The sequence below is a fragment of the Streptomyces sp. NPDC004126 genome, from assembly GCF_050275515.1.
GTDB lineage: Bacteria > Actinomycetota > Actinomycetes > Streptomycetales > Streptomycetaceae > Streptomyces.
In genome coordinates this window covers 66,822-87,628 of record NZ_JBNNPF010000030.1, presented here as the reverse complement: position 1 = coordinate 87,628, position 20,807 = coordinate 66,822, and the positions used below count along the sequence as shown (strand labels likewise).

The following is a 20,807-nucleotide window of genomic DNA, read 5'->3' as shown; positions in this document are numbered from 1 at the left end:
GCGGTCACCGGCTCCCCATCAGGTCCTCGGGTCCGAAGAGGTCGGGGCGCGTCCACCCGTCGAGGTCGTACTCCGACATGCACTGGTCCGCGAAGCCCTTCAGGGCGTCGGCCTGCCCGCGCGCCTGGTAGCTCAGCAGGGTCTGCACCCGGACCCCCTCGTGGTCGCCGCCGTAGTTGCGCTCGTACAGCTCGTGCCGGCCGGCGAACTCCGTGCCGACCGCGTCCCACAGCAGCTTGAGCAGCTTCACCCGGTCGACGGCCTCGATCCCGCGCGAGCCCCGCAGGTAGCGGTCCAGGTAGGGCCGGATCTCCGGGTTCTTCCAGTCGCTGGAGTGGGAGTTCAGGTAGATCAGCCCACTGCCGACGACCTGCTGGATGATCTCGCGGATCCGCGGGTAGCCGATGCCCATGAAGGTCCGGTAGGCCAGGCCGTAGTTCAGGTTCGGCTGCACGGCGCCGTTCACCCACTCGGTGGGGGACTTCGCCATCGCGTCCGACATGCCCCAGAACATGTCCCGCCAGTTGAGGACCTCGCCGATCTGCGCCTGCACACCGCGGAACCCGGAGGTCCCGGTCGCCTCGACGGCCTTCAGCAGACAGCCGGCGATGAAGTCGATCTTGACGGCGAGCCGGGTGACCCCGTGGAAGGTGAACCGCTCCAGGAACCCGGACCGGGTCGCGAACGAGTTCGCCGCGGCCGCGTCGTACATGAGCACGTTCTCCCACGGCACCAGCACCCGGTCGAGCACCATGATCGAGTCGTTCTCGTCCAGCCGGCTCGACAGCGGGTAGTCGAAAGGACTGCCGAGCAGCGACGCGTGCATCTCGTAGGAGGTCCGGCAGAACAGCTTCAGACCCGGGGAGTCCATCGGCATGGTGAAGGTGACGGCGAAGCGCTTGTCGCGCAGCGGCAGGCCCATGTGCGCGATCAGGTTCGCGTTGGTGATCGCCGAAGCGGTCGCCACCACCTTGGCACCCGACACGACCAGGCCGGCGTCGGTCTCCTCCTCGACGTGGACGCACACGTCCGCGGTCCGGTCGGCCGGCTGGTCCCGGTCCACCGGCGGGTGGACGATCGCGTGGTTGAAGTACAGCACCCGCTCCTGCGCCTGCCGGTACCAGCGCCGGGCGTTGCCGGCGAACGGCCCGTAGAACTCCGCGTTCGCGTCGAGGGTCCCGAAGAAGGCCGCCTTGTAGTCGGGGGAGCGGCCCATCCACCCGTACACCCGCCGCTGCCACGCCACGATCGCCTCCCGCGCGGCGACCAGGTCCTCGGCGCTCCTCGCGGTCTTGAAGAACGGGTGGGTGAACCCGCCGTTCCCGGTGTCCGTCGGCACCGCCAGGACGCCCTTGGCATCGGGCTCGTGCAGCGCGTCGTACAGCTGCGCCACCGACCGGGCGCTGTTGCGGAACGCCGGGTGCGCCGTGACGTCCCGGACCCGCTCCCCGTGGATGTACACCTCGCGCCCGTCCCGCAGGGAATCCAGGTACTCCGCACCGTTCATCGGGCGGACATCGTTGGGCGCGTCGCTCGTCGGACCTGGTGTGTTCGTCAACTGGGCCTTCTCTCGGGGAAAAAGTGGCCGCCCTGGAGGCGGCGCCGCCGGTGCGGCGCGGGAACCCTCCGGACGGCGGGAGTTCCGCGGCGACCGCGTGGCCGGACCTGCCCGTCCGGGCCCCGCCGGGAACTCCCGGGGCGGCGCGGCGACGGCACCGGCGGGCGGGGGAACGGCCCGGCGCGACGATCGCGCGGACGCGTGCGGCGTCCCGCCGGCGAGACGGGGGAGGGTGCGTGCGAAGCCGTCCTGCGACCTCGTCCGAGACGAACGTCTCCAACAGTCCGACCAAGGTATCGTCCAACGTCCGGACCTCCGGCGGGAAGAGATCACGACGGTAAAGTCCGAACCGTGCCTCACTCCACGAATGCTTCCCAGCCCGTTCGGCGGAGTCCACGGGACTGGATCGTGGACACCACCCTGTTCCTGCTCGCCGTGGCCTACGGCGTGGCCACGGCGAAGAGCCGCACACCGGTGCCCCCGGACCTCGGCTTCAACTGGATGCACGTGGAGCAGCTGGCCGGTGCGTTCGGCTGCGTCCTGCTCTGGTTACGCCGCCGCAGGCCCGTCGAGGTGGCCTGCGTCCTGATGGCCCTCTCGGTACCGTTCGAGATGGTCGCGGGCGCCATGGTCGCGGCACTGTTCTCCGTGGCCGTGCACCGCAAGCCCCGCACCACCGTGATCGTCTACGCGGCCAGCCTGCTGCCGGTCGCCTCCGACGCCCTCCTGCGGCCGGACCCGGCCATGTCGGCGTTCCACTACTTCGTCTTCGGGACCATCGTCCAGGGCGGCGCCGTCGGGTGGGGGCTGTTCGTCCACCACCGGCGCCAGCTGCTCCTCAGAGTGGCCTCCGAGGCGGAACTGCGGGCGGAACAGGCGCAGATGCGCGCCCGCGAGGAAGTCGCCCGGGAGATGCACGACGTGCTCGGGCACCGGCTGTCGCTGCTGACCCTGCACGCCGGAGCGCTGGAGTACCGGCCCGACGCACCGAGCGAGGACATCGCCCGGGCGGCCGGGGTCATCCGGGAGAGCGCGCACCAGGCCCTCCAGGAACTGCGCGAGGTCCTGACCGTGCTGCGCGCGACGGAGACCGGGAAACGTCCCCAGCCGACCCTCGCGGACGTGCACGGACTCGTCGCGGAGTCGTGCACGGCCGGAATGCGGGTAAGACTGCTCAAGGAGATCCCGCAGGCGGTCCCCGACCTCGTCGGCCGCACTGCCTACCGGGTCGTGCAGGAAGCCCTCACCAACGTGCGCAAGCACGCCCCCGGGGCCCCCGCGAACGTCCACGTGACCGGGGGGGAGGGCGACGGACTCACCGTCGAGGTGACCAACCCGGCCCCCGCCCCCGCACCCCGGGGCGCGGCCTCCGAGCACGCCCCCGCAGGAATGGGCCTGGCCGGGCTCGCCGAACGGGTGTCGCTGGCCGGCGGGCGGCTGGAGTACGGCCCCACCGGGGACGGCGGCTGGGGGATCACGGCACGGCTGCCCTGGCCGTAGGACCGGCCTCCCCCGCCCGGACGGGCTCCGCGCGTCGAACGCGCACCGGAACACAACGCCGCGACGCGGCACCACCGATCAATGACAGGAGATCCAGCAGTGGCGAAAGAGTTGAATCCGAAGTCGGGCGAATCCACTGAGGTCTCGGAGCCGCTCTGGGGCCAAGCGCTCGTCTGCCTCGTGTTCGCACTGTTGGGAGCCGGGCTCCTCTGGCTCGTCAAGGTGCTCGCGAAGTGGGTGGTGACCCTGCCCTGGGCGCCCATGCAGGGCCCGGCCAAACTCGTCTCCTCGATCCCCGAACCCGGTCTCACCATCGGGGCGATCGCCCTCGGCGGCCTCATCGGCCTGATCGCGGGGATCCTCGTCAAGTTCAGCGAACTGTCCGTCACCGTCTCCGGCACCGCGGTGCTGCTCACCCGCAAGGGAGAGTCGAAGGAGTACCCGCGCGGCGACGTCGCCATGGCCTTCCGCGACGGCAAGCAGCTCGTCCTCCTCGGCCACGGCACCGAGGAACTCGCCCGCGAGGACTGCGACCAGGATCGCCAGCGCCTCGCCGACGCCTTCACCGGACACGGCTACGCCTGGGCCGAGGAGGACCCCCACAAGGCGGAGTTCCAGCTCTGGGTGGCGGACAGCTCCCAGCTGCCCGCCCAGGCCCACGCCCTGTTCAAGGCCCGCCAGGCCTTCCTGAAGAAGCCCGGCTCGCAGGACGAGCTCCAGGAACTGCGCCGCGACCTCCAGCGCCTCGGCCTCGTCGTGCGCGACCGCAACAAGAGCCAGTACTGGCGCCGGCTGAACGGCTGACCGGCGGGCGGCCGCCCGCGCGGCGGCCGCCCCGGGCCCACCGGGCTCACCCGCCGCCCGCGGCCGCCCGTTCCACCAGCTCCCGCGCCACGTCGTTCGCGTGCGGCACCGAGCGCACCTCCTCGCGGAGCGCGCCCGCCCGCTCCCCGAAGGAGGGGTCCTCCAGGAGCCGCAGCAGGCTCTCCCGGACGACCCGCCCCGTGGCCCGGGTCGCGTGCGTGGTGAGGCCCGCGCCGTGCGCGGCCAGCCGGGACGACAGCAGCGGCTGGTCCACGTCCCACGGCAGGGCGAGCTGGGGCACCCCGTAGAACGCCGCCGTGGTGAGGGTCCCCACCCCGGCGTGGTGGATCACCGCCGAACAGGTCGGCAGCAGCGCCTGCATCGGCACGTAGGACACCAGCCGGGCGTTGCCGGGCACCCGCCGCAGCTCCTTGGCGGCCTTCTCGCTCACCGTCGCCACCAGTTCGACGTCCAGGTCCGCGACGTGGTCGAGGATGTCCTGGACGTCCACCGGATAGGCGAGGCCGTGGTCGCTGACCGTCAGGCCCAGCGTCAGCGCCACCCGGGGGCGGCTCGGCGGCTCCCACAGCCAGCGCGGAACGACCGCGGGCCCGCCGTACGGGGTGAACCGCAGCGAGCGGTACTCAAGACCGGGCGCGTGCACCTGGAGCGACGGCGGCAGCAGGTCGACCGAGAACCGGCCGGTGGCCATGGACTCCGTGAAGCGGCCCCCGTACCTGCGGGCGTACCCGTCCAGCCACTCACCGAGCGGGTCGGACCCCCGCTCGCCCTCCGGCAGGGCGTCGCGCAGCCGCCGGAAGTGCTGCCGGGCGATCCCGTACACGTCCGCCCCGATCAGCATGCGGGCGTGCGCGGCACCGACGGCCTCGGCCGCGATCGCACCCGCGAAGGTCAGCGGCTCCCAGACCACCAGGTCGGGCTTCCACTGCCGGGCGAACTCGACGAGCCCCGGCGCCAGCGGCGCGTTCGTCATCTTGTGCGCGGCCTCGATCCGCACCCGGTACGCCTCGCGCAGCCACGGCAGGGTGATGTCCCCGGCGGCGCGCTCCGCCGCGTCGTACGGCTCGGCCAGGCCCGGGGCCAGCCGCGCCCCGCTCCCCTTGAGCCGGCCCGCGACCTGCCACAGGTCGCGGTCGCTGCCGACGGGCACCGCCGTCAGCCCGGCCCGGGTGACGGCGTCGACCAGCTTCGGCTGGCAGGCCACCCGCACCTCGTGGCCGGCGGTCCGCAGCGCCCACGCGAGCGGCGCCATGAGCAGGAAGTGGGTGCGCTCGGGATAGCACGTGAACAGGATGCGCATGCTTCGTCTCTCGTTCGGCGGCCGCCCGGCGTCAGCGGGCGGGCGTGCGGTGGCGGTCGGTGAGCTCCTCCAGCCGGGGGACGAGCTCGTTGGGGGCGGGCAGGGCCGCCATCTCCTCGCGCAGGTCGGCGGCGCGCGCCGCGAACCGCGGCTCCTCCAGCAGGCGCAGCACGCTCTCGCGGACCGCCGCGCCCGTCGCCCCGTCGTGCGCCAGCGCCAGTCCCGACCCCTGCTCGACGATCTTCCGGGCGAGCAGGGGCTCGTCGAAGTGGTACGGCACCGACAGGTGCGGGACGGCGTGCCCGGCCATGGTGGCGACCGTGCCGGTCCCGGCGTGGTGGATCACGGCCGAGCAGGTCGGCGCCAGCGCGTGCAGCGGGACGAACGACACCAGCCGGGCGTTCGCGGGGACGTGCCGCAGGCCCGCCCGGCCGGCCTCGGACAGCGTGGCCACCAGCTCGATGTCGAGGTCCGCGAGGGAGTCGAGCACGTCCTGCGTGCTGATCGTGTAGCCGTCGTAGTGGTCGGTCGCCGTCAGCCCCATCGTCAGGGCGACCCGGGGCCGGTCCGGCGCGGTCCACAGCCACTTCGGCACCGTCGCCTTGCCGTTGTACGGGACGAAGCGCATGCGCAGGTAGTCGAGGTTCTCGGCCTCCACCTGGAGGCTGCGCGGGAACTGGTCGATGGTGAAGTGCCCGGTCGCCATGGACTCCGTGAACCCGCCGCCGAACCTGCGGGCGTACCCGCCCAGCCAGTCGGCGAGGTGGTCGGTGCGCTCCCCCTCGGGCCGCTCCGCCTTCAGCCGCAGGAACCGCTCGCGGGCCACGCCGAAGACGTCGAGCCCGAACATCAGCCGGGCGTGGGCCGCGCCGACGGCCTCCGCGGCGATCGCGCCGGCCTGGGTCAGCGGGTCCCAGACGACCAGATCGGGCTTCCAGTGCCGGGCGAACTCCACCAGGCCGGAGATCAGGGGGAAGTTGTCGGGCTTGAAGCCCTTGGCGACGGCGTCGTAGTAGCCGTTCAGCATCGGCTCCCACGCGGCCTTCGCCGGGTCCTCGGCCGCGTCCCACGGGGCGTGCAGCCCGGCCCGCGCCGCTTCGAGCTCCTCCGGGTCCATCCGCGCCACCCGGAACAGGTCGCTGTCACGGCCGACGGGCACGGCCGTCAGCCCGGCCTGGGTGACCGCGTCGGCGAACTTGGGCTGGCAGGCCACCCGCACCTCGTGGCCGGCGGTGCGCAGCGCCCAGGCCAGCGGCACCATGCTCAGGAAGATCGTTTTCTCGGGGAGGACGGTGAACAGGACGCGCATCAGGGCTGCCTTCCGGAAGGAGGAGGTGAGGGGGGCGCCGCTCAGGGCCGGTTCGAAACGGCCCGGCGGCGGGCGGGCGAGCGGAACGCGGCCGTGAGTTCCTCCAGCCGGGGCACCAGCTCGTTGGGCGCCGGCTGCGTGAGGCACTCCTCCCGCAACGCCGCCGCCCGCTCGCGGAAACCGGGCTCGCCCAGCAGCCGCACCACTGCCTCGCGCACCACCGCCGGGGTCGCCCGCTCGGCCCCGACGGACAGCGAACCGCCCTGCGCGGCGGCCAGCCGGCCCAGGGTCGGGCCGTCGAAGTCCCACGGCAGCAGCAACTGCGGCACACCGTGCTGCGCCATCGTCAGGAACGTTCCGTACCCGGCGTGGTGCACGGCCAGGTCGCAGCTCGGAGCCAGGGCGTGCAGGGGGACGTAGGACACCAGCCGGGCGTTGTCCGGCACCCGCGACAGCCCCTCGCGCTGCTCACCGCCGACCGTCGCGACGACCTCCACGTCGAGGTCGGCCAGCGAGTCCAGGACGTCCTGCACCTCGAACCCGTGGCCGCCGCCGTGCGCCGTCGAGCTGATCCCCATGGTCAGCGCCACCCGCGGCCGCTCCGGGGCCCGCCACAGCCAGCGCGGCACCACCGCCGGACCGCCGTACGGCACGAACCGCATGGGCAGGCTCGGCAGCCCGCTCTCCAGCCGCAGCGACGCGGGCAGCTGGTCGATCGTGAACTGCCCCGTCGCGAGGTCCTCGGAGTACGCGCCGCCGTACAGCCGGGCATGGCCGCCCAGCCACTCCGCGAGGGGATCGGACCGCTCGGCCTCGGGCCGGGCGTCCCGCAGCCGCAGGAACTCCTCCCGCGTCCTGCCGAACGCGTCGACGCTCCACAGCAGCCGTCCGTGGGCGGCACCGCACGCCTGCGCGGCGATCGGGCCCGCCATGGCCAGCGGCTCCCACAGGACCAGGTCCGGCCGCCAGGCACGGGCGAAACGCACCAGCGCCGCGGTCATCGGGAAGGTCGCCGGCCGGTGCCACTGGTGGATGATCCCGGCGTACCCCTCCGTCAGGTGCCGCCAGTCGGCCCGCTCCGCGTCCTGCGCCACGTCGTACGGCGCGGGCAGCCCGAAGTCCGGCCGGTACGACCAGTCCTCGACGGTGTGCATGCTGCGGCGCAGCAGCTCCCACAGGTCGTAGTCGCGGCCGACGGGCACGGCGGTGAGCCCCGCCTGGGTGATCACGTCCGAGAACCACGGGGAGCTGGCGAAGCGGACCTCGTGCCCCGCGGTGCGCAGCGCCCACGCCAGCGGCATCATGGCCAGCGCGTGCGCGCGTTCGGGATTGGCGACGAACAGGACGCGCACGGCTCACACCCCGGCCGGGACCGGGGCCGCCGGCACACGCCCGCGCCGCTCGGCCGCGAACCGTTCCAACGTCCCGACCAGGTCGTTCGGCGAGGGCATGGCCAGCATCCGCTCCCGCAGCCCGGCGGCGCCCGCACGGAACTCCGGCTCGGACAGCAGCCGCCGCAGCGCGTCGCGCACGTCCGCGCCCGAGGCCCGGCGCGGGTTGAGCACCAGGCCCGCACCGGTCCGGGCGACACCGCCGGCCAGCGCGGGCCCGTCGTTGTCCCACGGCAGGATCAGCTGCGGCAGACCGCGCAGCGCCGTCGTCGCGAGGGTGCCGAAACCGGCGTGGTGGATGACCGCGTCGCAGGTGGCGGTGAGCGCGTCCAGCGGCAGGAAGGAAGCCACCCGCGTGTTGCCGGGTATCCGCGTCAGCTTGCGCTGCTCCGACTCCGCGATCGTGGCGACGAGCTCGATGTCCAGCTCCCCGACCGCGTCCAGGACGTCCTGCACGCCGACGGCGTACTCGCCGCCGTGCCCCGTCGTGCTCAGCCCGAGCGTGAGGGCGACCCGGGGCTTCTCCGGGGCGCGGTGCAGCCAGGAGGGGACCACGGCCGGCCCGCCGTAGGGCACGTACCGCAGGGGCAGGTACTCCAGCCCGGCACGGGTCTGCAGGCACTCCGGGACCAGGTCGACGGTCGCCTGACCGGTGATCAGCTCCTCGCCGAACCCGCCCCCGTACCGGCGGGCGTAGCCGCCCAGCCAGTCGGCGAAGCGGTCGGTGCGCTCGTGCTCCGGCCGCTGCGCCTTCAGCCGCAGGAAGTGCTCGCGGGCCACCCCGTACATGTCGGTGCCGAAGAGCAGGCGGACGTGGGCCGCCCCGACGGCCTGTGCCGCGATCGCGCCGGCGTAGGTCAGCGGCTCCCACACCACCAGGTCGGGCTTCCAGTGCCGGGCGAACTCGACGAGCTCGGACACCATCGGCACGTTGCTGCTCTTGTGCCAGCGCTCGACCTGGGTCTCGTACCCCTGGCTGAGGTACTCCCAGGTGATGTCGTCCGGCTCCCGCGCGGCGACGTCGTAGGGCATGGGCATCCCGCCCCCGTCCGACCGGCCGAGCCAGTCGGGGTCCCGGGACAGGATCTGCCACAGGTCCCGGTCGCGGCCCACCGGCACGGCGGTGAGCCCGGCCCGGGTGATCACGTCGGCGAACTTGGGCTGGCTGGCGAAGCGGACCTCGTGTCCCGCGGTGCGCAGCGCCCACGCCAGCGGGGCCATGCTCAGGAAGTGCGTTCGCTCCGGATACGTGGTGAACAGGACGCGCATGGTGCTGCCCTTCTGGTGTGCGTCAGCCGCGGGACTCGTCGCGGTGGCGGGCGGTGAGCTCCTCGACGCGGGCGACGAGCTGGTTGGGGGTGGGCAGGGCGAGGGTCTCGTCGCGCAGGGCCGCGGCGCGCTCGGTGAACCGGGGCTCGTCCAGCAGGCGCCGGACCGCGGCGCGGACGTTCTCGCCGGTGGCCTCGCTGGTGTGCATGTCGAGCCCGGCACCCTGCCCGGTGATCAGGCGCCCCAGCATCGGCTGGTCCCAGTGGTAGGTGAGCGACAGGTGGGGCACCGCGTGCCGGGCGACGGTGGCCAGCGTGGCCGCACCCCCGTGGTGGATGAACGCGCTGCACGTCGGCGCGAGGTGGTGGATGGGGGCGTACGGCACCAGCCGGACGTTGCCCGGCACGGGGCCCAGGGCCGCCTTCTCGCTGTCGGCGATGGTGGCGACCAGCTCGATGTCCAGGTCGGCCAGCGAGTCGAGGACGTCGCGGGTGTCGATGGTGTAGCCGTCGTACACCTCGGTGGCGCTCAGGCCCATCGTCAGCGCCACCCGCGGCTTCTCCGGCTGCTTCCACAGCCAGCGCGGCACCGTGGCCGGGCCGCCGTACGGGATGAACTGCACCGGCTCGTACCGCAGGCCCGGGGCACGCGTCTGGAGGCTCTCGGGGAACTGGTCGATGGTGAAGTGCCCCACCGCCATGGACTCGGTGTACTCGCCGCCGAACTTGCGCGCGTACCCGCCCAGCCACTCGGCGAGGGGATCGCTCCGCTCGCCCTCCGGCCGCTCCGCCCCCACCCGCAGGAAGTGCTCGCGGGCCACGCCGAAGACGTCGATGCCGAACAGCAGACGGGCGTGGGCCGCGCCGACGGCCTCGGCCGCGATCGCGCCCGCGTACGTGAACGGCTCCCACACGACCAGGTCCGGCTTCCAGTGCCGGGCGAACTCCACCAGCTCGCCGATCATCGGGAAGTTGTCCTCGCGCAGCGACCCCGTCGCCAGGCCGTACCCGTTCGACAGGTACTCCCAGGTCGCCTTGGACGGGTCCTCCGCCACGTCCCAGGGCGTCGGCAGACCCGCCCGGGACTTCGCCAGCAGCGCCGGATCGGCCAGCTCCAGCAGCCGCGCCGGGTTCTGCCGGCGGCCCACGGGCACGGCCGTCAGACCGGCCTGGGTGATCACGTCGGCGAACCTCGGCAGGCTGGCGAACCGCACCTCGTGGCCGGCGGTGCGCAGCGCCCAGGCCATGGGCGCCATGTACTGGAAGATGCTCTTGTGCGGGTTCGCCGCGAACAGGACACGCATGACTTCGCCTTACTCGGAACGACGGACGGGGGATCGGAACTCGGCCGTGAGCTCCTCCAGGACGGGCACCAGCTCGTTGGGCGTCGGCAGGCCGAGGAACTGGTCGCGCAGGTCCTGCGCCGCCCGCTTGAAGGACGGCTCGCCCAGCACCCGCAGCACGCTCTCCCGCACCACCGCCCCCGTGGCCCGGTCGGCCCGGACGGACAGGACGGCCCCCTGCCCGGCGGCCCGGCGGGCCAGCTCCGGCTCGTCGAAGTCCCAGGGCACCGCGATCTGCGGCACCGGGTTCAGCACCGTGGTCAGGAAGGTCCCCGGACCCGCGTGGTTGATCACCGCGCTGCACGTGGGCAGCAGGGCGTGCAACGGCACGTACGACACGACCCGGACGTTGTCCGGGATCCGCTTCAGCTTGCGCTGCTCGGACTCGGCGAGCGTCGTGACGACCTCGACGTCGAGGTCGGACAGCGATTCGAGGATGTCGCCCACGTCCGCGACGTGCCCCGCGAAGCGGCTGGTGGCGGCGATGCCCAGGGTCAGCGCGACCCGGGGCCTCTTCGGCTCCTCCCACAGCCACTTGGGCACGACCGCCGGACCGCCGTACGGCACGTACCGCATCGGCACGTAGCGCACGCCGTCCGCGGTCATCCGCATCGACTCGGGGAACTGGTCGATGCTGAAGTGGCCCGTGGCCAGGTCCTCGGTGTACCCGCCGTCCTCCCCGCCGTACTTCCGGGCGTACCCGCCCAGCCACTCGGCCAGCGGGTCGCTCTGCTCGGAGGCCGGCCGCGACGCCTTCAGGTCCAGGAAGCGGCTGCGCGTCAGGCCGAGGACGTCGATGCTCCACAGCAGACGGGCATGGGCGGCGCCCACCGCCCTGGCGGCGATCGCACCGGCGTAGGCGAGGGGCTCCCACAGCACCAGGTCGGGCTGCCAGTGCCGGGCGAACTCCACCAGGTCGGCGGTCATCGGGAAGTTGTCGGTCTTGTGCCACTGGCCGACGACGTGCGCGTAACCCGCCCTGACCGTCTCCCAGTCGAGGTCCCGCGGATCCTGCTCGGCCGCCCGGTACGGATCCGGCAGACCCTTGCGGTCCGCCTCCATCCGGTCCGGGTCCAGCTGCGGCAGCCGCCAGACCGGCCGGCTGCTGCCGACCGGCACGGCGGTGAGCCCCGCCTGGGTGACCACCTCGGCGAACTTCGGGGGGACCGCCACCCGCACTTCGTGGCCGGCCGTACGCAGCGCCCAGGCCAGCGGCACCATCTGCTGGAAGAGGCTCTTGTCCGGGGTGGAGGTGAACAGTACGCGCATGGGGTCCCCCTAGGAGTCGAGGCCGGCCACGGCGGCGGCCGGCTGTCCCGCCACGGCGGCGGCGAGACGGTCCAGGCCCTCGCGCAGCGGCACGCGGGGCGTCCAGCCGGTCAGTTCCCGGAACCGCGCCGACCGCAGTACGAAGTCCAGCTGGTCCGTCGGCAGCGCGAAATCGGCGGGCACCGTGTCCACCACCGGCACCGGCGGCAGCCCCGTGTGCCGGGCCACCGCCCGCGCGATCGCCTGGAACAGCTCCGCGACACTGGTCTGCTCGCCCGAGCCGACCTCCCACGCCCCGCCGGTGACCGCGTCCAGCGCGTCGAGGGCGGCCGTGAAGGCCCGGGCGGCGTCGTCGATGCCCAGCAGGTCGCGCTTGGCCGTCCCGCCGTGCCACACCGTCAGCGGCTGGCCGGCGACGGCCCGCCGGGTCATGGCGGCCACCACGCCCCGGTCGAGGTCCGGCGCGTCCGTGCCCAGGCTGTACAGGGTCGACAGGCGCAGCGTCGCACCGCGCACCACGCCCTGCGCGGTGGCGTCCGCGATGGCCCGCTCGGCGGCCAGCTTGTGGCGGTCGTACGTGGTCAGCAGCGACTCCGGGTGGACACCGCCGGCCGCGGGCGCGGCCGGCACGCTCGCCGACTGGGAGAGCGAGCCGGAGAACAGCAGGGCCGCCGGCCGCTCCCGGCGCTCGGCACCCAGCGCCTCGATGACGTCGTGGACCAGCCCGACGTTCACCCGCTCGGCGAGGGCGTCGCCGTCGGCGACCCGCCAGGTGCCGGCGCCCGAGATGTGCGCCACGAGGTGGACCACCGCGTCGGAGCCCGCCACGGCCTCCGCCACGGCGCCGGGCCTGGTCAGGTCGACCCGCCGTTCCTCGACCAGCGCGACCGGCCGGGGCGGGACCGCCACGGCGCGGCGGCCGACCAGCCGCAGCCGGACGTTCCTGCGCGCGAGTTCTCTGCTGACGGCCGTACCCAGCAGGCCTGAGGCACCGAGCACGGTGATCAGCGGTGCCGTTGCGTGACCTGGCACTGGTTCTCCTTAAATCCTGTTCCGGTGTGCGGCGGGCGCGGGCGCGCCGGGCGGGGTCAGGCCGCCGGGCGGGGCCGGGAGGGTGCGGGGCCGAGCGGTCCGGGGGCCCGGCGCCAGCTGAGCCCCGGGCCGAGGACGCCGCCGAGCTCGCCGTCGACGTGGCGCTCCCACTCGTCCCGCCCGAGTTCGAAGGTGTGCAGGTCCCAGTGGCGCCCGCGGAAGTAGAGGTGGTCGCGGAGCACCGCGGTGGCCTCGCTGCTGCCGGGGGTCAGGCCCACTGAGCCGAAGGTGGCCTCCGTGGTCTGCGCGACGACCTTGCCGACGTCGAACATCGCGAAGGCGTAGTTGATCGTCAGGTAGATCGCCTCGGACCCGACGCCGAGCCGGGCGCGCAGGGGGTCCAGGTAGACCCCGGACTTGACGTGCCCGGCGGCATCGAGGCCGTGCAGCGTGCTGAACCCCAGGACGTCCCCGCTGCTGCGCGAGGTGACGAGGAAGGCGGCGTCGCACCTGGACAGGTCCCGCTCGCCACCGCGCGCCGAGGGGCTGACGCTCTCGATGCCGGTGCGCAGCATCGTGCGGACGAGGTCCGAGTGGTGGGCGGTGGACGCGGGACGGAACACGAGGCGGCGGGAGGCGGTGTGCGGGAAGAGCACCTGTCGGTCCAATCGGTCGGGGAGGAGGGGCGGTGCGGGGCGGCCGTCAGGAACCGTTCGCCCCGGTGCCGCCGTCCGCGGCGCCGCCCGCCCCCGGGGCCGCCGGCCGGGCGGTGCCGCCGGCCCGGAGGCTGTCCCAGCTCATGTCGCCCACCGCCGTCGGCAGGCGGTCGAGCAGTTCCAGTTCCGCCGCGGTGAGCCGCAGCCCGGCGGCGGCCACGTTCTCCTCCAGCCAGTGCAGGTGCCGGGTGCCGGGGATCGGGACGACGTCCGGGCCCTGCGCCAGGGCCCAGGCGATGGCCACCTGGGAGGCGGTGGCGCCCTCGTGGCGGGCGGCGATCCCCCGCAGGCCGTCGAGGATCGCCCGGTTGGCGCGCATGGCGTCCTCGCCGAACCGGGGGTCCCGGACCCGGGAGTCGTCCGGGTGCAGTTCCTCGTGCGCGACCCGGCCGGAGAGGTATCCCCGGCCGATGGGCGCGAAGGCGAGGAAGCCGACGCCGTTGCGCCGGCACCAGGGCAGGATGTCCCGCTTGTTCTGCGGGGCCCACACGGACAGCTCGTACTGCACCGCCGTGATCGGGAACACCGCGTGTATCCGGTCGAGTTCCTCGCTCGTGGCGTGCGAAATACCGAGACCGCGGACCTTTCCCTCGGTGACGAGTTCGCCGAGCGCCCCCCAGGTCTCTTCGATCGGAACGTCCGGATCCACCCGGTGCAGCTGGTAAAGGCCGATCGTTTCCGTCCGGAGCCGCCGCAGCGACGCCTCACAGGCGCGGCGCAGGTGCTCTGGCCGGCCGTCCCGGACGAACTTGCCGTCGGGCTGCGCGATCATCCCGCACTTCGTCGCCATGACCACGTCGTCCCCGCGGTTCTCCAGCGCGCGGCCGAGGAGTTCCTCATTGGTGAACGGACCGTACACATCGGCCGTGTCGAAGACGTTGATGCCGAGTTCCAGGGCCCGGTGGATGACGCGAGTGGATTCCTCGTCATCCCGCGGACCGGCTCCGTAGCCGTGGGACATCGAACTGCAGCCAAGGCCGAGCGCACTCACGGAAAACCCGTCGGTCAGCTTGGTGCGCCACATTTCTATGTACTCCATAAAATCGGGTGCTGACAACTCTCGTGCTGCTGCGGAAATGCCGGTGCGGTGACCCGCAGGCCCATGGATTCACTTCGGGAGGCGGATCGCCGACCCAGATCATTCCGTATCGGCCAGAGGGCCGGGAGCAGTCACCCGGAATTACTTGCCGGGCTGGGTGAAATTCTCCGCCGCATCGTCCCGGAGAAACTCGGCGAGCAGCTCGGGAACGGCTTCGTCCGCCAGCGCCAGGAACTGCTCGACACTCATGTCGGGGGCTTGGTAGATGCGCAGCCCGGCGGCGGTCGGCGTGGCCACGCTGACCAGCCCCAGCCACCGCTGGAGCAGCGACTGGCGGATCCGCAGGCCGAGCACCGCCTCCCGGGCCAGCGCCGAAGTCTGCCGCCGGGACAGCCCGTGCCGCATGACCACGTACGGCTCCGCGTACGCGTGCCCCAGCGTGCGGAACGCCGCCAGCGCCCCGGCGGCGGCGAGGGGCAGCGCCCACAGCGGCACCGTCCAGATCCAGCCGGGGACCGCGCCCGTGGCACCCAGCCAGGCCGTCATGCCCGAGAGCCCGCCGCACAGGGCCACCGCCCACAGCAGGCGGCGCAGGAGCGCACCGCGGGGATGCCGGCGCAGCTCCGCCTCCAGGGGGCGCGCCGGCCCCGGCAGCACCATGGCCGCGACCCGCCTGGCCTCGCGGACGGGCCCGCGCGGCAGGATGCTGCTGGCGGGCTCGCCCGTGAGCGACCAGCTCGCGAGGCCGGTGGAGATGACCGCCGTCTCCGTGAGGCCGATCCAGCGCCAGAACAGCGGCTCGCTGAGCTGCACCCCGCGCAGCCGGCGGTCGTCGCGGTGCACCTCGCGGGTGGACATCAGCCCCTGCCGGGTGATGAGTTCGCTGCCCTCCTCGTCCTTGAACCTGCGCACGAGCCGGAAGTGCCAGTTGTCCTGGACGAAGCCGGCGGCGAGGGCGAGGAAGCCGAGCAGGAACACCACCGCGCCCCACAGCGCGTACGAACCCCAGCGCCCGGGGGCGAGGCGGTCGACGACCGCGCCGATCGCACCGGTGAGGTCCAGGTTCACGAGCTCCGCCATGCCGTCCAGGCTCCACAGCATCAGCGCGCCGACCAGCATCCCCCAGATGTTGATGACGTTGTAGAAGATCCAGTACCAGCGGACCTCGGCGATGGGGGTCTCCCGGAAGGCCGCGGCCCGCTCCGCCTCCGGGTCGGGGACGCCGCGCATCAGCTCCTGGCGCAGGGCCTCCGCGGTCTCCTTCGAGACCGCGTCGAGCCGCAGCGCCGGCCGGGTCCCGCCGGAGCTGATGACCACCACGCGCAGGCCCGCGAGCCGGTGGCGCAGCCGGGCCTTGTGGTCGACGGCGCGGATGCGGTCGCGCGGCACCTGGCGGTAGACCCGCATGATGCGGCCCGTCCGGATCTCGACGAGTTCCCCGGTGACCCGGTACCGGGTGCGCACCCACCGCACGACGTCGCCGACGCTGACCAGGACGCCGATCCCGGTGGCGACCATCGCGGGCCACAGGTCGGACAGGCGCCGTCCGGTGCCGAAGAAGACGATCGACAGGACGGTCGGGGCCAGCGACAGCAGCAGCCGCACCAGGTTGACCCAGATCAGCCGCCCGTCCAGGCGCTGCCAGGGGGTCGTGTCGGTGTCGGTGTCGGTGTCGGTGTCGGTGTCGGTGTCGGCGCCGGTGTCGGTGTCGGCGTCGGGCTCCGGTGCCGCGTCCTCGGCCCGCGCGGTGTCCACGGCCGTCACGTGGCGTCCCCCGGTGTGGCCTGGGTGATGGCGGTGAGCTCCTCGGCGGTCCTCGCGACCACGTCGGCGTCGAGTCCGACGATCTTGACGTGGCCCTCGTGGGAGGCGGTGACCACCCGCAGGGTGGCCAGACCGAGCCACTGCTGCACGGGCCCGCGGACCACGTCCACGCTCTGGATGCGGGAGATGGGGACGATCCGCCACTCCCGCACGAGCCAGCCCTTCAGGTCGTACACCGCCCGGTCGGTGCTCTCCCAGCGGTGGACGCGGTACCGCCAGCCCGGCATGACCACCGCGGTGACCGCGTGGCAGACCGCCAGCACGACGAACCCCGGCCCCGTCCAGGGCCGGGATCCCTCCCAGAGCCAGTACGTCAGCCCCAGCGCCCCGAGGACGACGACCATGGATATGACGACCCGGATCGTCCACCACCAGACGGCCCGTTTCTCCACGCGGTGGCGTGGGGGGCGGATACTGCCGTGCGGTGTTCCCGTCGGCGGCGCCGTGGCGCGCGCCTCTGCTCCAGTCATGCCGTCATGGTCACTGCCGATATGCCGTCGTACGAAGAGCGGAACACGAATTACGAGAACTCAGCCGCCGGCGGTCGGAATGGTATCCACCGCGTCGTCGAGAGATGTCGTTATCCAGGTCAGAAGATCCTGGCTCGTGTGCTGGGCGGCGGCCTGCCAGCGTTCCCGCTGATCGTCGTTCGGCTTGATCTTCAGCGGAACGGGACGCTCTTCCTCGACCGTCGCCCGGCGGGACCGTACCTGCCTTCTCAGTTCGTTGCGGGACCAGCCGTGTTCCGCCGCCTGCTTCAGCAGCCGGCCTCGCTCTTCCGGTTCCATCCCGGCCACCTCGGCATGGTGCTGGAAACTCAGCTCGGCCAGCCGCTGGTTCGGCTTGAAACTACGGGCGACCCAGGCGTAGTTCCGCAGGGTCTGGTAGTCGAGCGAGGTCTGCGCAATGGCGTGCTTATAGCGGTTGGGGAATTCGCTCTGACCGTATATGAGCCAGTCCCCGAGCCACCAGGACGAAGAGTTGGAGATCGCTTCGATCTGCTGCCCGAGGCTTCTCCAGGCCTCCATGGAGATTCCGCGCGGAATGGTCAGTGTAGTTCTTCTTCGAATTTCCCGAGCGATCGCCGCGGGTGGCCTTGATGTGGCCGGCTTCTCCTTGTCTTGGTCGAACATGCGTTTCTGCTCCTTTCGTTGAATTCAGCTGCCGTGGTGCGGCATTTGAATTCGCGCGGGAGGTGGGGGGTGATGTGCCGAGTTCCTGGTCGAGATCCGCGGCGCTATAAGGATGATCCGACGCCGCTCGCGGCCGCGTCGTGATCCGCTCGCCTACCGCTCGCGCCCGCCTCGCGTCCCGCCGGCGGGACAGTGGAGCGGATGCCCGTTTCCCCATGTGGCGGGCGGCGCGGGCCTCTGCCGCGGGGTGCGGCGCGGCGTCCGGAAGGCGTGTCCCATGTGGTGACGGGCGGGGAAGGGCGCCGGCCCGGCCGTCAGCGGCCGCGCGGCACCTGCGGTCCGTACCCGTCCGCCGGCCGCACGGCCGAGGAGGAAGGGCAGGCCGGACGGTGGCAGCAGACGGAGCAGCGCGGCAGCCGGCGTGCCGGGCCGGGCCCCCCGCGTGCCGCCGGGAGCACCGGGGCGGACCCTTCGAACCTGACGCGGGCGGCATCCCGCAGCAGGAGGGTCAGGGCCGGCAGCCCGGCACCGTCGGCTTCACGGGTGGCCACCGCCTCGTGCAGGCGGCCCCACAGCCCGGAGACCGACCAGACCAGGAACCGCCGGTGCACCGTCGACTTCGACATGCCGAAGCAGGGCGGCAACGCCCGCCAGGCACAGTCGCTGACCAGCACGTACACGATCGCCGCGAAGACGGTCTCATCGGGGGCGTCCCGGGTGCCGCCCCCCTGGGGGCGCACCTTGGACGGGGGGACCAGCGGCTCCGCCGCCTCCCACAGACCGTCCGGAACGATCCAGCTCCACGTGCCCCGGCCGTTGGCCGCCACGGAGATCACCTCACCACACGGGACACGGCCCTGCCGTCGTCCGATCAAAGAATTGGATTCCGGCGGATTCATGGCACAGGGGCGTCGAGGATCAGCCGGCGGTCCTTTTGGCACCGTCGGCGACGATGACCAGGATGACTCCCAGGACCGAAAGGGAGAGATTGCAGATGACTTCGTATCCCTGGAGTGCGGAGATGTGGGGGGTGACGTACAGGTTGACGAAATTGAGCACCGGACTCAGGAAGGGCTGTACGGCCAGCTGGTCGACGGTGCCGCTGATTCCGGCGATGAAGAGGAAGACCCCAGCGAGCTGAAGGAATTTTGGCATGACGTCAGGTTAGGAACCCGGCACGCGCCGCGGATCCCTCGGCGGTACACCCCGGTACGACCGAAGCGCCGCCCTCCGGCCGACGGCCGGCACCAAAGTGCCCTCCGCCCCCCGACTTCCGTGCCGAGCGCCCCCGTTCGCCGGTCACGCGGGCCCCGCGAGGTCCCGTTCCGCACCTCGGAAGGGGGGTCGTGCTGCGGCTATGCTCGCAGCATGACCTCAGCCGAGCACCCCGCGGTCGACGTGTTGATCGCTGATGACGACCCGCTGGTGCGCATGGGGCTCTCGGTGATGCTGGGCGGAGCCGGGGACCTGCGCATCGTGGCCGAGGCGGGTGACGGCGCGGAGGCGGTCGAACTGGTCCGCAGACATCGGCCCGACGTCGTGCTGATGGACATCCGCATGCCGGTCATGGACGGGCTGGCGGCCACGGAGGCGCTGCGCGCGATGAGCGACGCCCCCGAGGTCCTGGTGCTCACCACCTTCGACGCCGACGAGTACGTGCTGCGCGCCCTGCGCGCGGGCGCGGCCGGCTTCGCGCTGAAGGACACCCCGCCGGCGGAGATCGTGTCGGCCATCCGACGGGTGGCGCAGGGCCAGCCGGTGCTGTCGCCGGCGGTCATGCGGCGGCTCATCGACCGGGTCGTCGCCCTGCCGGACGGCGGTCGCAGGCGGGACGCCGAGGCGCGGCTGTCGGTCCTCAACGAGCGGGAGCGGGCGGTGGCCCTCGGCATCGGCCAGGGCAAGTCGAATGCGGAGATCGGGGAGGCGCTCTATCTCGGTGTCTCCACGGTCAAGACCCACGTTTCCAGCATCCTGACCAAACTCGGTCTCAACAACCGGGTCCAGGTCGCGCTGTTCGTACACGACGCAGGAAATCCGGACGACCGGTTCTGACACGAAGTCCGAGGCGGACCGGTCGGGATCCGCTTGAGGCTGAGTACAGTGGTAGGGACTGCCTCAAGCGGATCGAAAGCTGTGAAGGATCGTCATGGGGGATTTAAAAACAATGGGCGACGTGAAAACGAGGGAACGGTTCGGATTATTTCACCAGGCTGCTGCGCGTCCGCTCGCCGAGCAGCGCGGGGCCGCGGCCGGCCAGGTTGCCGCCCGTAGAACGGCACTGGAAATGCCCACCGGAATTTCCATGGCCGATTGGCGGAAGATCGGAGACCGCCTGTTCGCCGCTGCCGATTCTTCGGCCTGGTGGCTCGGGGACTGGCTCATCTACGGCCAGTCGGCCTATCCGGACCGTTACCGGCGTGCGGTCGAGGAGACCGATCTCGATTACCAGACCCTGCGGAACTACGCCTGGGTGGCCCGCCGTTTCGCGCCGGCGCGACGGAGACCGGCACTGAGCTTCCAGCACCACGCCGAACTGGCGAGCCTGCCGGAGCAGGAGCAGAACTACTGGATGGACCGGGCCGAGCGGCTCAACTGGTCGAGGAACTTCCTGCGCGCCCGGGTGAAGGCGGCCCGCGAGGCGGACGAGCAGGACGACCGGAACGCCATCAGCATGCGGATCCAGGTGAACGTCTCGCGGGACCGGCGCCAGCGCTGGGCCACCGCGGCGGCCGGCATGGAACAGGACCTGCCGGGCTGGGCCATGGCGATCCTCGACCGCGCGGCCGCGGCGGTACTGGAGGAAGAGGAATCCGATCACGCCGTGGCCCGGCGTGAGCCGGGCGTGCTGGCGGCGCGGGCCGGCTGAGCGGAATCCCGGCAGACCGGGCGGAATTGGTTACTCCGGCCATGGCGCCGCCGCCTGGTCCCGCGCGGAACCCGCCCGGCCGGCAGCGCCCGTCCGGGCGGCTCGTCCGGACTCCTCCCCGGAGTTCCGGACGGGCCTGTTCCGTTTGGTGGCCGGCATCCGGTAAACGGGGTCGCCGCACGACCTGCCCGGATGCCACAATCGCGGTATGACCGATACGCCGGAAAACCAGGCGGCCGAGGCCGAAGCCGAGGGCAAGGCCAAGTTCCGCGAGGCCCTGGAACGCAAGGCCCGCAACGCCCGCTCCCAGCAGGCGCACAACGAGGGCGGCCTCAAGCTCAAGGGCTACAGCGGCCCCAACGGCCAGAGCCGCACGTTCCGCCGCAAGGCCGGCTGAACCGCCCCGCGACCACCCGACTGCCGCGTTCCGAAGC

At 72.5% G+C, this 20,807-nt stretch carries 20 protein-coding genes; 5 read left to right on the top strand and 15 right to left on the bottom strand.

The features are described from left to right. Positions 1-4 precede the first annotated feature (4 nt). Entirely contained in the window at positions 5-1,507 is a 1,503-nt protein-coding gene (locus tag ACQKM2_RS26060) for a 4-hydroxyphenylacetate 3-hydroxylase family protein (protein WP_427713852.1), read from the bottom strand. A 459-nt stretch (positions 1,508-1,966) separates the two neighbouring features. Here ACQKM2_RS26060 and ACQKM2_RS26055 point away from each other — a divergent pair, with 459 nt between their 5' ends. Together ACQKM2_RS26055 and ACQKM2_RS26050 are read left to right on the top strand one after the other, a co-directional pair. Then, on the top strand, positions 1,967-3,058 hold the full coding sequence (locus ACQKM2_RS26055; protein WP_427713850.1) for a sensor histidine kinase: 1,092 nt from the start codon (positions 1,967-1,969) through the stop codon (positions 3,056-3,058). 81 nt (positions 3,059-3,139) lie between these two features. After that, entirely contained in the window at positions 3,140-3,862 is a 723-nt protein-coding gene (locus tag ACQKM2_RS26050) for a YqeB family protein (RefSeq protein ID WP_427713848.1), read from the top strand. Between the two features lie 46 nt (positions 3,863-3,908). Here ACQKM2_RS26050 and ACQKM2_RS26045 read toward each other — a convergent pair whose 3' ends face one another. From ACQKM2_RS26045 to ACQKM2_RS25980, 14 genes are all read right to left on the bottom strand, one after another. Beyond that, positions 3,909-5,183 carry an activator-dependent family glycosyltransferase gene (locus ACQKM2_RS26045; protein WP_427713847.1) on the bottom strand — a complete coding sequence of 425 codons (1,275 nt, stop codon included), beginning with the start codon at positions 5,181-5,183 and terminating at the stop codon, positions 3,909-3,911. A 31-nt stretch (positions 5,184-5,214) separates the two neighbouring features. Beyond that, positions 5,215-6,492, bottom strand: a complete 1,278-nt coding sequence (locus tag ACQKM2_RS26040) for an activator-dependent family glycosyltransferase (RefSeq protein WP_427713845.1) — start codon at positions 6,490-6,492, stop codon at positions 5,215-5,217. A 41-nt stretch (positions 6,493-6,533) separates the two neighbouring features. Further along, positions 6,534-7,844 carry an activator-dependent family glycosyltransferase gene (locus ACQKM2_RS26035; RefSeq protein ID WP_427713842.1) on the bottom strand — a complete coding sequence of 437 codons (1,311 nt, stop codon included), beginning with the start codon at positions 7,842-7,844 and terminating at the stop codon, positions 6,534-6,536. A gap of 3 nt (positions 7,845-7,847) precedes the next feature. After that, entirely contained in the window at positions 7,848-9,152 is a 1,305-nt protein-coding gene (locus tag ACQKM2_RS26030; protein WP_427713840.1) for an activator-dependent family glycosyltransferase, read from the bottom strand. 22 nt (positions 9,153-9,174) lie between these two features. Beyond that, a complete protein-coding gene (locus tag ACQKM2_RS26025; RefSeq protein WP_427713838.1) occupies positions 9,175-10,455 on the bottom strand; it encodes an activator-dependent family glycosyltransferase in 1,281 nt (426 codons plus the stop codon). Positions 10,456-10,464: 9 nt separating this feature from the next. Further along, entirely contained in the window at positions 10,465-11,763 is a 1,299-nt protein-coding gene (locus ACQKM2_RS26020) for an activator-dependent family glycosyltransferase (RefSeq protein WP_427713836.1), read from the bottom strand. A 9-nt stretch (positions 11,764-11,772) separates the two neighbouring features. Continuing rightward, positions 11,773-12,795 carry an NAD-dependent epimerase/dehydratase family protein gene (locus ACQKM2_RS26015; protein ID WP_427713834.1) on the bottom strand — a complete coding sequence of 341 codons (1,023 nt, stop codon included), beginning with the start codon at positions 12,793-12,795 and terminating at the stop codon, positions 11,773-11,775. A gap of 56 nt (positions 12,796-12,851) precedes the next feature. Beyond that, positions 12,852-13,451: a GNAT family N-acetyltransferase gene (locus ACQKM2_RS26010; RefSeq protein WP_427713831.1), complete on the bottom strand. Its 600-nt coding sequence runs from the start codon at positions 13,449-13,451 to the stop codon at positions 12,852-12,854. A gap of 46 nt (positions 13,452-13,497) precedes the next feature. Next, positions 13,498-14,535: an aldo/keto reductase gene (locus ACQKM2_RS26005; protein WP_427713829.1), complete on the bottom strand. Its 1,038-nt coding sequence runs from the start codon at positions 14,533-14,535 to the stop codon at positions 13,498-13,500. Positions 14,536-14,691: 156 nt separating this feature from the next. Then, a complete protein-coding gene (locus ACQKM2_RS26000) occupies positions 14,692-16,314 on the bottom strand; it encodes a PH domain-containing protein (RefSeq protein WP_427713827.1) in 1,623 nt (540 codons plus the stop codon). Continuing rightward, positions 16,311-16,844 (bottom strand): PH domain-containing protein, encoded by a 534-nt coding sequence (locus tag ACQKM2_RS25995; protein ID WP_427713825.1) that lies wholly within the window; start codon positions 16,842-16,844, stop codon positions 16,311-16,313. Before ACQKM2_RS25995 ends, ACQKM2_RS26000 begins: the two co-directional genes overlap by 4 nt. Positions 16,845-16,904: 60 nt before the next feature. Further along, positions 16,905-17,507 (bottom strand): LmbU family transcriptional regulator, encoded by a 603-nt coding sequence (locus ACQKM2_RS25990; RefSeq protein WP_427713822.1) that lies wholly within the window; start codon positions 17,505-17,507, stop codon positions 16,905-16,907. Between the two features lie 314 nt (positions 17,508-17,821). Next, positions 17,822-18,334: a transposase gene (locus ACQKM2_RS25985; protein WP_427713821.1), complete on the bottom strand. Its 513-nt coding sequence runs from the start codon at positions 18,332-18,334 to the stop codon at positions 17,822-17,824. A 91-nt stretch (positions 18,335-18,425) separates the two neighbouring features. Then, positions 18,426-18,662 carry a hypothetical protein gene (locus tag ACQKM2_RS25980; RefSeq protein WP_427713819.1) on the bottom strand — a complete coding sequence of 79 codons (237 nt, stop codon included), beginning with the start codon at positions 18,660-18,662 and terminating at the stop codon, positions 18,426-18,428. Between the two features lie 213 nt (positions 18,663-18,875). Here ACQKM2_RS25980 and ACQKM2_RS25975 point away from each other — a divergent pair, with 213 nt between their 5' ends. From ACQKM2_RS25975 to ACQKM2_RS25965, 3 genes are all read left to right on the top strand, one after another. Next, positions 18,876-19,559 (top strand): response regulator transcription factor, encoded by a 684-nt coding sequence (locus ACQKM2_RS25975; RefSeq protein WP_427713816.1) that lies wholly within the window; start codon positions 18,876-18,878, stop codon positions 19,557-19,559. A 112-nt stretch (positions 19,560-19,671) separates the two neighbouring features. Next, a complete protein-coding gene (locus ACQKM2_RS25970) occupies positions 19,672-20,373 on the top strand; it encodes an LmbU family transcriptional regulator (protein ID WP_427713815.1) in 702 nt (233 codons plus the stop codon). Between the two features lie 208 nt (positions 20,374-20,581). Beyond that, positions 20,582-20,770, top strand: a complete 189-nt coding sequence (locus ACQKM2_RS25965; RefSeq protein ID WP_427713813.1) for a DUF5302 domain-containing protein — start codon at positions 20,582-20,584, stop codon at positions 20,768-20,770. Positions 20,771-20,807: the final 37 nt, after the last annotated feature.

What these genes read in the sequence shown, in the direction of transcription:
- ACQKM2_RS26060 (WP_427713852.1), bottom strand. Translation starts at nt 1,507, where the DNA reads ATGAACGGTGCGGAGTACCTGGATTCCCTGCGGGACGGGCGCGAGGTG.
- ACQKM2_RS26050 (WP_427713848.1), top strand. Translation starts at nt 3,140, where the DNA reads ATGACAGGAGATCCAGCAGTGGCGAAAGAGTTGAATCCGAAGTCGGGC.
- ACQKM2_RS26045 (WP_427713847.1), bottom strand. Translation starts at nt 5,183, where the DNA reads ATGCGCATCCTGTTCACGTGCTATCCCGAGCGCACCCACTTCCTGCTC.
- ACQKM2_RS26040 (WP_427713845.1), bottom strand. Translation starts at nt 6,492, where the DNA reads ATGCGCGTCCTGTTCACCGTCCTCCCCGAGAAAACGATCTTCCTGAGC.
- ACQKM2_RS26030 (WP_427713840.1), bottom strand. Translation starts at nt 9,152, where the DNA reads ATGCGCGTCCTGTTCACCACGTATCCGGAGCGAACGCACTTCCTGAGC.
- ACQKM2_RS26025 (WP_427713838.1), bottom strand. Translation starts at nt 10,455, where the DNA reads ATGCGTGTCCTGTTCGCGGCGAACCCGCACAAGAGCATCTTCCAGTAC.
- ACQKM2_RS26020 (WP_427713836.1), bottom strand. Translation starts at nt 11,763, where the DNA reads ATGCGCGTACTGTTCACCTCCACCCCGGACAAGAGCCTCTTCCAGCAG.
- ACQKM2_RS26005 (WP_427713829.1), bottom strand. Translation starts at nt 14,535, where the DNA reads ATGTGGCGCACCAAGCTGACCGACGGGTTTTCCGTGAGTGCGCTCGGC.
- ACQKM2_RS25995 (WP_427713825.1), bottom strand. Translation starts at nt 16,844, where the DNA reads ATGACTGGAGCAGAGGCGCGCGCCACGGCGCCGCCGACGGGAACACCG.
- ACQKM2_RS25990 (WP_427713822.1), bottom strand. Translation starts at nt 17,507, where the DNA reads ATGTTCGACCAAGACAAGGAGAAGCCGGCCACATCAAGGCCACCCGCG.
- ACQKM2_RS25980 (WP_427713819.1), bottom strand. Translation starts at nt 18,662, where the DNA reads ATGCCAAAATTCCTTCAGCTCGCTGGGGTCTTCCTCTTCATCGCCGGA.
- ACQKM2_RS25975 (WP_427713816.1), top strand. Translation starts at nt 18,876, where the DNA reads ATGACCTCAGCCGAGCACCCCGCGGTCGACGTGTTGATCGCTGATGAC.
- ACQKM2_RS25970 (WP_427713815.1), top strand. Translation starts at nt 19,672, where the DNA reads ATGGGCGACGTGAAAACGAGGGAACGGTTCGGATTATTTCACCAGGCT.
- ACQKM2_RS25965 (WP_427713813.1), top strand. Translation starts at nt 20,582, where the DNA reads ATGACCGATACGCCGGAAAACCAGGCGGCCGAGGCCGAAGCCGAGGGC.